Annotated in this window: 13 protein-coding genes; 1 reads left to right on the top strand and 12 read right to left on the bottom strand. The window is 45.3% G+C overall.

Features of this window, described 5'->3' with window-relative positions:
• Positions 1-98: 98 nt before the first annotated feature.
• Positions 99-698, top strand: a complete 600-nt coding sequence (locus VB118_07610; protein ID MEA4832468.1) for a dipicolinate synthase subunit B — start codon at positions 99-101, stop codon at positions 696-698.
• A gap of 6 nt (positions 699-704) precedes the next feature.
• Here the strand turns inward: VB118_07610 and pyrE are convergent, their stop codons facing one another.
• The 12 genes from pyrE to VB118_07550 all read right to left on the bottom strand — a co-directional run bounded on the left by pyrE (position 705) and on the right by VB118_07550 (position 13,569).
• Positions 705-1,361 (bottom strand): orotate phosphoribosyltransferase, encoded by a 657-nt coding sequence (pyrE, locus tag VB118_07605; protein MEA4832467.1) that lies wholly within the window; start codon positions 1,359-1,361, stop codon positions 705-707.
• 62 nt (positions 1,362-1,423) lie between these two features.
• Positions 1,424-4,057 (bottom strand): DNA polymerase I, encoded by a 2,634-nt coding sequence (gene polA / locus VB118_07600; protein ID MEA4832466.1) that lies wholly within the window; start codon positions 4,055-4,057, stop codon positions 1,424-1,426.
• Between the two features lies 1 nt (position 4,058).
• Entirely contained in the window at positions 4,059-4,760 is a 702-nt protein-coding gene (gene nth, locus VB118_07595) for an endonuclease III (GenBank protein MEA4832465.1), read from the bottom strand.
• Entirely contained in the window at positions 4,760-5,494 is a 735-nt protein-coding gene (locus VB118_07590; GenBank protein ID MEA4832464.1) for a hypothetical protein, read from the bottom strand. The genes nth and VB118_07590 overlap by 1 nt, the downstream gene beginning before the upstream one ends.
• Positions 5,487-6,290 carry an AAC(3) family N-acetyltransferase gene (locus tag VB118_07585; GenBank protein MEA4832463.1) on the bottom strand — a complete coding sequence of 268 codons (804 nt, stop codon included), beginning with the start codon at positions 6,288-6,290 and terminating at the stop codon, positions 5,487-5,489. Before VB118_07585 ends, VB118_07590 begins: the two co-directional genes overlap by 8 nt.
• A 6-nt stretch (positions 6,291-6,296) precedes the next feature.
• Positions 6,297-6,809: a large conductance mechanosensitive channel protein MscL gene (mscL, locus tag VB118_07580; protein MEA4832462.1), complete on the bottom strand. Its 513-nt coding sequence runs from the start codon at positions 6,807-6,809 to the stop codon at positions 6,297-6,299.
• Between the two features lie 30 nt (positions 6,810-6,839).
• On the bottom strand, positions 6,840-7,559 hold the full coding sequence (locus tag VB118_07575) for a glycerophosphodiester phosphodiesterase family protein (protein ID MEA4832461.1): 720 nt from the start codon (positions 7,557-7,559) through the stop codon (positions 6,840-6,842).
• A 13-nt stretch (positions 7,560-7,572) separates the two neighbouring features.
• Positions 7,573-8,841: a replication-associated recombination protein A gene (locus VB118_07570; protein MEA4832460.1), complete on the bottom strand. Its 1,269-nt coding sequence runs from the start codon at positions 8,839-8,841 to the stop codon at positions 7,573-7,575.
• A gap of 60 nt (positions 8,842-8,901) precedes the next feature.
• Complete coding sequence (locus tag VB118_07565) at positions 8,902-9,720, bottom strand: amidohydrolase family protein (GenBank protein ID MEA4832459.1); 819 nt, start codon at positions 9,718-9,720, stop codon at positions 8,902-8,904.
• Positions 9,720-10,964, bottom strand: coding sequence for a serine hydroxymethyltransferase (glyA, locus tag VB118_07560; protein ID MEA4832458.1), 1,245 nt, complete (start codon positions 10,962-10,964; stop codon positions 9,720-9,722). Before glyA ends, VB118_07565 begins: the two co-directional genes overlap by 1 nt.
• Before the next feature lie 308 nt (positions 10,965-11,272).
• Positions 11,273-11,803, bottom strand: coding sequence for a stage V sporulation T C-terminal domain-containing protein (locus tag VB118_07555; protein MEA4832457.1), 531 nt, complete (start codon positions 11,801-11,803; stop codon positions 11,273-11,275).
• Positions 11,804-12,177: 374 nt separating this feature from the next.
• Positions 12,178-13,569 carry a solute carrier family 23 protein gene (locus VB118_07550; GenBank protein MEA4832456.1) on the bottom strand — a complete coding sequence of 464 codons (1,392 nt, stop codon included), beginning with the start codon at positions 13,567-13,569 and terminating at the stop codon, positions 12,178-12,180.
• Between the last annotated feature and the right edge of the window lie 86 nt (positions 13,570-13,655).

Here is a 13,655-nt window from a genome sequence, read left to right as displayed (position 1 = left end):
ATCAGCAATTTTTGCCTTTGCGGTTTATACATCCGCAATCTCGGCAAGCCATAACCGCCAAAAAGTATGCGGTTCGGCGGAAAGGCATGGTCATATAAATGAACGAACAAAGAAGTGAAAGGCGGGCGGTAGGCTTTGCGGTAACAGGTTCATTCTGTACGTTTTCAAAAGTGTTTCCGGTTGTTGAAACACTCGCGAAAATTTACGAATTGACGCCGATAGTTTCGGAATCGGTATCCGCAACGGACACAAGATTCATTAAATCATCCGAAACTCTTGAATTCTTACGCTCCGCCACCGGAAAAAACATAATAAAAACCATCAGTGAAGCAGAGCCTATCGGTCCGAAAAGGCTATTGGATCTGCTTATCATTGCTCCATGCACAGGAAATACTTTAGGAAAGCTGGCAGCCGGAATAACAGATACGCCGGTGACAATGGCTTTCAAGGCTCATCTTCGCAACGACAGACCCGTGCTGATTGCAATATCCACAAACGACGCGCTTTCAGCCAGCGCTAAAAGCATAGCCTCGCTTATCAACACAAAAAACGTGTTTTTCGTACCGTTTTACCAGGACGATCCGGTTAAAAAGCCCACCAGCGCAATGGCGGATTTCACGTTGATTCCAGAGGCGTGCGAGCTTGCTTTCGATAAAATACAGATGCAGCCCGTGTTGAGAGAAGCGAGAAGAACATAAACCCGTTTAAAGCTTTTCGCAGTATCTGTCCATATAGGATTCCATCAGCGAAGCGTATTTTGCGTATGCTTCGCTGTTTTTCATGTATTCATATATATCATATACATTGACTATGGAATGTACCCTGATTCCGAATTCTTCAAATATTTCAGAAACGGCGCTTTTGGTTCCGTTTGCTCCTTTTTCTGCTCTGTTTACGGATATGATCATATCGCTGACTTTAATTCCGAGCGCGTCGAGCAGCGGCATGACTTCTCTGACGGCGGTGCCCGCTGTTATTACATCCTCGATTATAACGGCCTTTTTCCCAGGAGCCGGAACATATCCGACAAAGCTGCCTCCCTCTCCGTGATCCTTCGCTTCCTTGCGGTTGAAAAAGTAGCCCTTGTCAATACCGTATTTTGAGCTTAATACGGCGGCGGTCATAGCAGCAAGCGGAATTCCTTTATAAGCGGGTCCGAACAAAGCGTCATAACCATCATTGTCCTTAACCGCTTGATACAGAGTGTCCGCGTAATATCCGCCGAGCTTAAAAAGCTTTTTACCTGTATTATAAAGTCCGGTATTTATAAAATACGGCGACAGTCTTCCTGATTTTGTCGTAAATTCTCCGAATTTCAGCACGCCGGAATCGAGCATGAATTCTATAAAATCTTTTTCCATAATAATATTCCTCCGCTTATAAAATCAAAACCGGTTCTTAATGTAATTAATTCTGCATAGAGCTATTTTGCATCAAGCCAGTTCTCACCGATGCCGACATCCGCGGTCAGCGCAACGTCAAAGCTGACGGCGTTTTCCATTTCTTCCTTAAGAAGCTTTTTTACATATTCCGCTTCGGATTTAGGCGCTTCAATAATAAGCTCGTCATGTACCTGAAGGATCAGCCGTGAACGCAAGCCTTCCCGTTCAAGCCTTCGATCGACGTTTACCATCGCGAGTTTTATTATATCAGCCGCAGTGCCCTGTATCGGCGTGTTCATTGCGACGCGCGCTCCGAATGACGCCGTGTTTTTGTTTTTAGCTGAAAGCTCCTGGATATACCTTACGCGCCCGAAAAGCGTCTTTACAAAGCCATTCCGTTTCGCGTCGGCCACGGTATTGTCGAGATATGACCTCACCTTCGGGTAGGTGTCGAAATACCTGTCGATATAGTCCTTTGCCGTTTTCATGGAAACGCCAATATCTTTAGAAAGCGAGAATTCTCCTATTCCGTACACTATTCCGAAGTTAACGGCTTTGGCGTTTTTACGCATTGCCGGTGTAACGGCGCATTGAGGGACATGGAAAATTTCCGAAGCGGTCTGGGTGTGGATATCATTTCCATCGCGGAACGCTTTTTTCATGTTCTCGTCATCTGATATACAGGCCAGAATCCTGAGCTCTATCTGGGAGTAGTCTGCGTCAATCAGCAGGTGGCTTTCATCCTGTGGAATAAAGAACCGTCTTAGCTCTCTGCCCTCCTCCGTTTTAACCGGGATGTTCTGCAGATTCGGCTCTGTTGAGGACAGCCTGCCGGTCATTGTCAGCGTCTGGTTGAACGAGGTATGTATTCTGCCGTCTGAAGGCGATATCACCTTTAAGAGACCAAGAGCATAAGTGTTTAAAAGCTTTGACAGCTTTCTGAATTCAAGTATGTCGGAAACCACAGGCGATAAACCCCTGAGCTCGTCAAGTATATCGGCTCCGGTGGAAAATCCCGTTTTTGTCTTTTTACCATGCGGCAGATTTAGCACCTCGAACAGAATATATCCGAGCTGTTTAGGAGAATTAATATTAAAGGTCTGACCGGCTTCTTCATATATCTTTTTTTCGATGACGGCTGTCTGTTCGGTCAATATCCGTCCATATTCCTTTAATCCGTCCGAATTTACCTTGAATCCGACAAGCTCCGCCTTCGCGAGCACACGCGACAGCGGAAGCTCTATATCAAAATACAGTTTCTGCGCACCGGATTCGGAAAGCTTCTTTGAAAGCGCCGTATACAGCGGCTCCATAATTGAGAGCATCAGAAAAGCGTCGTGTTCGGCGGCCTTCGGGATTGTGCGTCCCAGATAAATGAAAGCGAGCTTTTGCGGAGTTGCGGCGTTATCGGCCGGATTAATTATATACTGCGCAAGCGATAGATCGAATTTAACACTTAGCTTTGAAATATCGGAATCGATTTTCCCGGCGTAATAATGGCAGTAATCCTTATATGATAATACGACAGGCTCAAGATTTATGAGTTCTTTTAAAATGTCTTTGCTTTCTATTCTGTAAATCCTGCCTCCGACGGACAAATAAGGCATTGATTCTGTTTCTGCAGAATCATAAAAAAGGTATATTATATCTGATTTTTCGCGTAAGGCCCTTAAGCTTTCTGCACTTATGGCTTCCGCTATAGTGATTTCCGCGGGAGCGGGTTGGCATAAATTATTATCATCAAGCGATATCTGGCGTTCCGCCGGCAATACGGAATCCGGACCGGATGTAAATGTATTTTCAGAAATATCCTCAAGCGAAAAGGTTTTTATAAGCTTGAAAAATTCGAGCTTTGTGAACAGCTTTTTGAGCTCTGGACGGTCGATATCCTTTCGTTTTAACTCGTCAAGCGGCGGAAAGCCAGGCACACACCTGCATATCTCGGCGAGCTTTCGGCTCATATACGCGCTTTCTTTGCCGTCGGACAGCTTCGCTTTTACCGATTGGGATACCTGAACTGTTTCTAAATTGCCGTAAACCGAATCAAGGCTGCCGCATTCACCGATCAGCTTCAACGCGGTCTTTTCGCCTATTCCTTTTACACCGGGTATATTGTCCGATGTGTCGCCCATTAACGCCTTGACGTCAATAAGCTGTTTCGATTCAATTCCATAACGGGCTTTTATGTCCTCGGGCGTATATTTTTCGTCCGACGATGTTGTGGCGAGAATTATGGTAACTTTATCTGAAACAAGCTGAAGCGAGTCTCTGTCTCCGGTCACGATATATGCCATTATATCGCTTTGTTCGCGCTCGCATACATCGGCAGCCGTTCCGAGAATATCGTCGGCCTCATATCCGGCCTTTGTGAGAATATTAAGCCCCAAAGCGGCAGCGGCGGCGCGGACATATTCAACCTGCATCGCAAGTTCTTCGGGCATACCCTTTCGGGTAGCCTTGTATTCGGTATACATTTCATGACGAAAGGTCTTTTCTCTGAGATCAAAAGCGCACGCCGCATAATTAGGATTTATTGAATCAAGGTGTTTTTTTATTATGTTTACAAATCCGTATACCGCGTTAGTATAAAGCCCATCGCTCGTCGTGAGCGGTTTTATTCCGTAAAAGGCGCGGTTCATTATGCTGTTTCCGTCAATAATGAGCAGCTTTTTCATTTTAATTTACCGTAAACCTTTCGTTGAGCTTCTTTGCCAGCGGGCAAAGCTCGCAGCGCGGAGAACGCGCCGTACAAAATTCTCTCCCGAAGAGCACTGCCGCGTGGCAAAACGCGGCACGATCCTTGTAGTCAATGAGCTTTGTAAGCTCGGCGGTAATCTTGTCCGGATCAGCTGACGAGCAAAGACCGAGCTTGTTCGATATTCGTATGCAATGAGTGTCGGCGACAATCGCAGGCTTTCCGAATACATCGCCCATCATAAGATTGGTTATCTTTTGTCCGACACCGGGGAGAGCGAGAAGTTCTTTTTCGTCATCCGGAACTTTACCGCCGTATTTTTCGCATATAATGCGTGACATATCAAGAATATTTCTGGATTTCACCTTGTATACGCCGCATGGATATACAATACGCTCAAGTTCATTTATATCGGCATCCGCCATCGCGTATGGCGTGGGGTAGGATTTAAAAAGCTGCTTTGAAACCTCGTTTACACGTTTATCGGTACACTGCGCGGAAAGACGCGCCATGATAAGCAGCCTGAACGCATCGTTATCGTCGCCCGGCGCATAATCCAGCGCGCAGGAGGCCCCGGGATACATTTCAAAAAGAGCGTCTTTAACCGAACAGGCAAGCTCCGCTTTTTTTGACGGATTTCCGGCCTCTTTCGGCAAGGACAAGCATTGAGAATATTTATTCATTACATTTCCGACATCATTTTATCAAATGCGCCGATCACGGAAGAAAGAGAAATATCCGGAGCATATTCACGGAAAGAAAAATATCCTCTGTATCCCCTCGCGATCAGAGCTGAAGCACATTCTTTGATTTCCGCGTTCCCGCATTCAATTTGTGTGGGTTCGCCTCCTGACAAAGCGTCATTTATTCTCAAAAACCGAATATCATGCTTGAATTTTGATTTATACAATACCTGTAAAAACGGCATTTTTCCCATGGCGACATATTCGGCGGGATTGAATATCAGACCGACCGTACCGGGAGCATATGTCCGCAGCTCCATGTAAAGCGCGTCGGTAAAGACAGGATACTTCGCACGAGGCTCAAATAAGAGTCCCATGCCGAAAATGTCTGCAAGATTAATAATTTCCTTTAAATCTCTCATTTCCGGCTTTTTTCCGAAGGTGCAGAGGCAAAGCTTTATATTCTCGATATTTAAAAGGTGAGCGGCACGGAAAAACCGTTCGTATGCCTTGATATCAGCATGCGGCATTCTCACGGTATATAAAACAATACGTGATTTCGACGAGACAAGGGCTTTTCGGGCATCCTCTATAACATCGTTTGAAGCTTCTGAAAGCGGTGTTCCGAAAAACGGATCGTCTATTTCGAGGTTTTTTATATCAAAGCTTCCTTCGAACGAGCTTTTTTCCGGATAATTGCCGGCAACGGGAGAACGGAGCGAATATTTATACATTTTTTGCCGCCTTTCTTGCCGCGGAGCAGTATTGGCAAGCGGGATTATCACACATAAAAAACATTTCGTCTTCGGAAACCGCCTTAACGGCTATGTCAAACATCATCGCGGCATCAATCACCTTTACACACGCTTTTCCGACCACAGTCTCTTTAACAGCGCCGGCACGCCGTAAAACAGGAACGAGCTTCAGAAAATCGCGATGACCGGGCGGGAATTTTCTAACGGTGATCGTTTTACCTTCATAATCCGGATAATAGGTCGGCATCAGCATTGTTCTCTCCTCAAGGTATGAACAGTCACATATATCCTCGACTGAATGCAGTGTCGTATTCCTGTTCATATCTACGCCGAGTAGAATTATTTTGCCGTGCATATCACGCAGTTTTGTGTACGGAGTGCCTTCGCCGCAATTTGTCTGGGCCTTGTCATGATCTTCGGTAAGCTCTTTCGCACGCTTTCCGATCGCGGCAATCGAATGAACCGGGCGCAGGCTGCGATACGCACCCGGACGCAGGCGTAAAGTTTCCGTGAGTATTCCGACGGAGGAAGGAGAGGTGGCAGCGTCAAACGGTTGATTTCCGCTCATTGCGACGACAGCCAAGGTGCCCTCTGTTCCGATAAGCTCCATGAGCGCGTCTATAACATCGTCGGCGCCGTTTTCGGCGTAACCGATTGCCGAAAGAGCGCCATGCATTAAAAGAGTGTCGCCGGGGACAATACCTGCGGCGGCAAAGGCTCTTTTCATTTTACTTTTTGAAACGGCATTGCCGCATCCTGAATTACTTTTATACATTTGACTTTATTTATTTCCTTTAATTTCTCTGAGAAGGTCACGTATTTCTATAATCGCATGATATTCTTCCTGCCTCGCGTGTTGATCTTCCACGATGTGACGGGTTTCTTCTTCCGCTTTTTTCAAAGCGGCTGCTTTTTCTTCATCCGCTTTTTTCTTGTCCGCGGCAGCTGTTTTCTTTTTTTCTTCCTCATCAAGCTTGTCTTTAACAACATTGAAGGATCTGACGATGACGAATACAACAAACGCAATAATCAAAAAATCAACGATATTCTGAAGAAACTGTCCGTAGCTTACAATAACTCCGGGATTCTCTCCCGCCCCCTCAATGATCACCCATTTCAATGCCGACAGGCTTACCTTTCCGGTTATAATTCCGAGCAGCGGCATAAGGACATCCGCGACAAAGGAACTTATGATTTTGTTGAACGCGGCGCCTATGATGACGGCAACGGCGAGATCAATAACGCTTCCTCTTGATATGAATTTTTTAAAATCGCTGAAAAATGATCTGACCATATTTGCTTCTCCTTATGTATTTTATTCTTGTTAAAATTCATTTCTGAGCTGAACAGCCATGTCCGGATAGTTGGTAATAACGGCGTCGGCTCCGGCCGAATACATTTTTTTAAGCATTTCCGGTGTATTGACTGTCCACGGATGGACAAAAAGCCCGTTCATATGAGCGGCGGAAATGTTTTGCGGCGTACACCAAAAATACGCGGGATGCACTGCGAAGCATCCGCTCTTGACACAGAAATTTATCGCATCAGAATCGTCGCAGAATAAAAGCGCGGTTTTTGCGGTTGGCAGAATCGTTTTTACACCAATCAAATCAGTTCGCGTAAAGCTTGAAAATATAATTCGGTGTAAAAGCCCGGATTCCGCGCATATTTCCGCGGTTTTTTCGAGAAATTCCCAGCTTGTTGCCTTCAGTTCAATATTAAGATATTTATCAGAATTATTTTTCATAAGCTCCAGCACCTCGGAGAGAAGCGGGATTTTCACGTTTGGATATTGATTGGCAAAGCCTCCGCACGCTTTCAGCTCACGTAATTCGGCAAGAGTCATACCAGATATAATCGCGTCTGATCCGCAGCAGCGAAGAGTATTTTCATCATGAGACACGACGATATAGCCGTCTCTTGTCATATGTGTATCCAGCTCGATCCCGTCGCTGTTCATTTTAAAAGCGAGTTCAAACGCCTCGATAGTGTTCTCTGGAGCATATCCGCTTGATCCTCGATGTCCCCATATCTGTGTTTTCATATCTAATACCTCGTTACTTTTTACCTTTTATCCTGTCCCAATATTCCTTGGCGGCTTGTTCGGTTTTATTGGAGGCAAACTCATAATAAATTCTGTCTTTTAAATCATTGGGCAGATATTGCTGCTCCACATACCTGTCCTTGTAATCGTGCGGGTATTTGTATTCGCCCTTGAATTCGCTTTCTCCGAACATATGATTGTTCTTTAAATAAGCGGGCATATCCTTTCCGCGTCCTTCGGCGATATCCTTAGATGCCGCGGCATATGCCATATACGCGCTGTTGGATTTTGGAGCCGTGGCAAGCATAACCGCCGCTTCTGACAACGGTAGAGATGCCTCCGGCAAGCCGAGATAAAGCGCACTGTCCACACATGCCTTTGTGATCGCGGCAGCCATAGGAAACGCGAGACCGATATCCTCAGACGCTATGGCCAAAAGCCGTCTGCAGGGGCTGAGAAGATCGCCGGATTGGAGCAGACGCGCAAGATAAAACACCGCGGCGTTTTCGTCGCTTCCGCGTATCGATTTTTGCAAAGCGCTGACAAGCTCGTATTTGTCGTCACCTGTTGGATCGTATGAAGAATAAGCTTTGTTCGTAAGTGAACGGGCCGTTTCTTCTGTTATCACATCTCCGGACGCATAAAAAGACAACTCAAGCGCATTCAGCGCACTTCTGATATCTCCTCCGGACGCGGAAACGATATAATCAAGCGCGGAAGGATCGATTATTTTATCTTTTTCATTTTTATCGCTTTGATCAAATTCACGGCAAAGCTTTTCAAATCCGCGAAGCAGCGCCTTTTTTGTCTCGGATGGTGGGACTTGTTTAAATTCGAATACGGTGCATCTCGAAAGAATCGCCTTGTATACCGCAAAATAAGGATTTTCCGTGGTTGAGGCAATCAGCGTGACTCGCCCGTCTTCAATATATTCAAGAAGAGTCTGTTGTTGTTTTTTGTTCAGATACTGTATTTCATCAAGATACAGTAAAATACCGCCCGTGCCGAACAGCGTTTCGGTTTCGTGAAGCACATCGCGTATGTCTCCGCTCCCGGCACTTGTCGCATTCAGTTTATAAAATGTGACGCCGGCCTGTTTGGCTATAATATTCGCGACCGTCGTCTTCCCTGTCCCGGAAGGACCGTAGAAAATCATATTGACAAGTCTTCCGGAATCGAGCAGCTTTGTGAGCGGGGCGTTCTTTCCGATTATATGGCTCTGTCCGACGACATCGTCGAGCGTTTCGGGCCGTATTCTTTCGGCAAGAGGAATGTTTTTCATTTTCGACCATGCCTTTTTATGTTAATCGCAGCGCCTTCGGATATTAGACTGCCTGCAAATTTAAAGCCCTAATAGTTCCATTGCGTTTTTACCAAGAATCAATTCTTTCTCTCCGTCTTCAAGAGGCAGCGAACGGATAAAGCTAAGCTCATTCGCAGTCTCATGCCAAGGAAAATCGCTTGCAAACAATATGCGGCCGGCACCTTGCTTTTTTATAATCCGCATTAAAAGCTCTTTTTCGATATTTCCCGAGATTATCGCCGTATCTAACCAGAGATTTTTAAATTTTCCTGCAAGGTATTGATCAACAAGCTCAAACTGATACATTCCGCCCATATGAGCCAGAACAACCTTCATTTCGGGAAAGCGTTCAAGCACTTTTGCGCTTTCCCTGGGATCGGCATGAATCAAATCCGGTGAAACCGGATCAAATCCGGCATGAAAAATACATATGAGTCCGAGCTGTGAGATTTTTTCATATATAGGGTATAATTTTTCTTCATTTATGAAAAAGCCTTGATAGTCGGGATGCAGCTTTACTCCGGGAAGGCCAAGCGATTTAATCCGGCAAAGCTCCTCAAGTACGTCGGGTGTGTCCGGATGGACTGTTCCAAATTGAATAAAACGCGCATATTCCGGATTTCCGCTTATACGCCCATCGTGTGCGGCGGCATAATCATTTAGCGTCCGGAGATTATCCGGACGCGTCGCGATAGGCAGGATCACAGCTTTATCGGCACCGCTTTTATCAAGATTGGAAAGCGTGGCGGAAAGTGTCCCGTCGCCATAATACGGAATTTTTGAAGTTTGCGAAAGCTTTTCCATGGCTTTCATCGCAATTCTTTCGGGAAATGCGTGAGTATGAAAATCGATTATCATTATTCGTAAATCGGGAACCGTTCACAGAGAGCGCTGACCTCATCGCGTACAGACGGAGCCTTTGCCTCAAAATCCGATGCGGTTTCTTTTATAAAGCGCGCAATAAGCTTCATTTCCGCTTTACCGAATCCACGTGAAGTAACGGCCGGAGTTCCGATGCGGATGCCGCTTGTGATAAACGGGCTTTGCGGATCGTTCGGAACGGCGTTTTTATTTACGGTGATATAAACCTCATCAAGGCGGTGTTCAAGCTCTTTACCCGTGATATTCATATTCCTCAGATCGACGAGCATGAGATGATTGTCCGTTCCTCCGGAAACAAGATCAAAGCCCTCTGAAATAAGGCTTTTCGCGAGAACATCAGCGTTTTCGACTATGTTCTGCTGATATATCTTGAATTCAGGCCTAAGCGCTTCGCCGAAGCAAACCGCCTTTGCGGCGATAATATGCATGAGCGGACCGCCCTGTGTGCCCGGGAATATTGCCTTGTTAATTTGTTTTGCAAGCTCTTCGCGGCAAAGTATCATTCCGCCACGTGGACCTCTCAAGGTTTTATGAGTGGTTGTTGTGACGACATCGGCATATTTTACGGGATTATCATGCAGCCCAGCGGCGACAAGCCCCGCGATATGCGCCATGTCGACCATAAAATATGCTCCGACTTTTTTCGCAATTTCGGAAATTCTCGCAAAATCAATCTTACGCGGATATGCGCTCGCGCCCGCGACGATCAGCTTGGGTTTGTTTATTTCTGCGAGCTTTTCAAGCTCGTCGTAATCAATCGTTTGAGAAACGTCATTAAGACCGTAAGAAACAAAATTATAATAAGTCCCGGAGAGATTGACAGGGCTGCCGTGGGTAAGATGACCGCCGTGCGCAAGGCTCATTCCCAAAACGGTATCGCCCGGTTTGAGAAGGGCAAAATATACTGCCAGATTAGCCTGTGCCCCGCTGTGCGGCTGTACATTGGCATGCTCCGCTCCGAAAAGCCTTTTGGCTCTTTCTATAGCTATATTTTCAACTACGTCGACTTCCTCGCATCCGCCATAATATCTTTTTCCGGGATATCCTTCGGCATATTTATTAGTCAAAACTGTTCCCGCCGCAGCCAAAACAGCTTCGGAAACGATATTCTCGCTCGCAATAAGCTCAATATTGCGGCTCTGGCGCCTATACTCTTTTTCTATGGCTCTGCCTACATCCGGATCCTTCTGCTTGAGAAATTCGATGTTTTCCTTTATCATTTCAGTTCCCTTTCGTAAATGCTTGATAATAGATAATTATATTCTATTTTACACCATAAGGCAAGCGAATTTGTTACAATTCCGCGAATTTTCTGATATTATGCATTTGTAAATTATCCGTCATCAATTTGAGGTTTTTAGCACAGAAAATCGCGGACAGCATTTATTTTCAAAGCTGTCCGCGATTAAATCTTTTATTATTAATGGGCCAATTAAATAATTGCACTTTAACAAAAGAAAGGGTTATGGTATATGGGCTTTTCTTCCTATGTTGTTGTGTATACAATGACCGCAAGAGTTATAAAATCTCAACTGAGCTGTTTGCCCAAAAAAACGGCTGCGGTGGCAATAAGCAGCTTCATAGCTTCTTCAGAGTCGGTGCGCCCGTCGTTTAGTGCCGCTATGGCTCCGACAATCTCCCCTTCGGAAGAAATCGGAGAAAGAACGGATATACACATTCCGCCCATGCCAACGGTTATCGGTTCGTCGCCGCTTTTTCTGACATATTGCTTTCTTAATTCGAACAGCTCCTCTGCTCTGGGAGGCAGCTTTGCGTCCGTGATATCTTTTTTTGGAATACCGGCGCTTGCGATTACTCCGTCCCTGTCAAATACACAGACTGCGCACCCCGCGCCCTTAAACAACGCGTCACAATAGCTCGTCGCGAATTCGAACATTTCTGCTACGGGCGAGTATTTTTTAAAAATTACTTCTCCGTTTTTTTCTGTAAAGATCTCCAGAGCGTCACCGTCCCGAAGTCTGAGCGTTCTTCTTATTTCCTTTGGTATTACTATTCTTCCGAGATCGTCTATTCTTCGTACAATTCCTGTTGCTTTCATATGCTGACCATCCTTAATTTGAATTTATGTTTATTAACTCGGCATTAAATAATTACAGCTTAAAGAGAGAAAAGGCTCTAGCATATGGGCTTTTCGCCTTTATAAAACAAGGTTTATTTAAATGCCGTTTAATAATAATTGGTTCGTGCATAGTTTTAGCAAAAAAGGGCATTTTTATGCGAAGCAATCTGATTTATATATAGAAAATATAAAATTTTCCGGATTAATTTGCGTAAACTATAATATGATGCTTTTTGAACGCAAAAAGTTCGTCGTCAGATCCAATCAGATCTGACGACGAACGCGCATAAGTTATAAGACTGTAATATGTAATTGCCGCGTGATAATAAACATTCTGATTTATTATAAGGAGATCATTTCTTTTCGCTGATTATTTCATCTTTATTTACACTGTGCGCAATAAGACCGGAATCAGCTTTTTTCTCAGGAAGACAAATGTTGAGTATTATTCCGCTGATGATTCCAAGACCGATGCCGGAAAAGCTGAAGTCAGAACCGCCGATGGTCGCTCCTCCGATTGCAAGTACAAGCATAACAGCAGCGATGCAGAGATTACGGTTCTTTGTGAAATCAACATGATTTTCAACGAGAGTACGCAGGCCGACGGAGGCGATCATTCCATAAAGAACGATGCATGCGCCGCCGAGAACGCAATTAGGAACAGTTTCGATAGCTCCGATTACTTTTCCGAAGAAAGCCGCAAGAATTGCGATAATTGCTGCAATTCTTATGGAAGCGGGGTTATAATTTCCCGTGGCGGCAAGAACCGCCGTGTTTTCGGAATAGGTCGTATTTGCGGGGCCGCCGATGAAGCCGGCCGCCATTGTGGCAAGTCCATCACCAAGCAGAGTTCTGTGAAGTCCGGGATCCTTGACGAAGTTTTTGCCAACGACAGCGCCGTTTGCATAAACGTCGCCGACATGCTCGACCATTGTGACTATTGCAATCGGAGCGATCAAGCCTATAGATTTAATATTAAATGAGGGGAATATAATATGCGGAAGCTCGAACCACTGTCTGTATATGCCGGTGGCAGCCGAAGTATCAGTGGCGGCCGCTCCGAAGGTCATGAGTCCCGCGGGAGCAATCCCTGTTTTAACAAGGATAAACGTAAGAATATATCCGGAGGCGAGCGCGATTACGATCGAGCTCATTTTTACCATTCCCTTGCCGTAGCTGGAAAGAATAATGGCAAGCATACATGTGAAAAGAGCTATACCCCAGCTCCAGTAATATCCGCCTGTGAACATTTCAAATCCGTTATTTGACTGGATATTGTTTATTGCAACACCGGCAAGGTTGAGTCCGATGATTGCGATGCCGACGCCGCGTACAACAGGAGGAAAGAGCTTGTCGATAAATGCGCTGCCGAAGAGCTTTACAATCAATGCAATCACAAGATAAACAGAACCGGCTGCAATAATGCCACCCATTGCGGCAGCAACTTGTTCGTCATGTGTGGCGCCAAAAGCATCGTTTCCGATTATACCGCAGAGAGCGCCGATAAATGCGAATGAACTGCCGAGAAAGGTAGGCATTTTACCGCCGGTGCAAAGATGAAAAATCAATGTTCCTATGCCTGCCGCAAGCAGTGCGACCCCAACGTCCAATCCGGTAAGAAGAGGAACTAGGATCGTCGCACAGGACATAGCAAACGCATGCTGAAATCCGAGCGTTATGTTTTTGCCGATTGAGTTCTTCGGATATTCAGCGGAGCCTGGGAAGATTTTCTGAATAATGCTCATAAAGACCTCCGTTAATTCATAATTAATAATATTTTAACATATTACTCTAAAATTGTAAATCCCCGTATCGTATAAATACGACATAA

The sequence above is a fragment of the Oscillospiraceae bacterium genome, from assembly GCA_034925865.1.
Classification (GTDB): domain Bacteria; phylum Bacillota; class Clostridia; order Oscillospirales; family SIG627; genus SIG704.
This window is presented reverse-complemented; position numbering and strand designations above follow the sequence as displayed.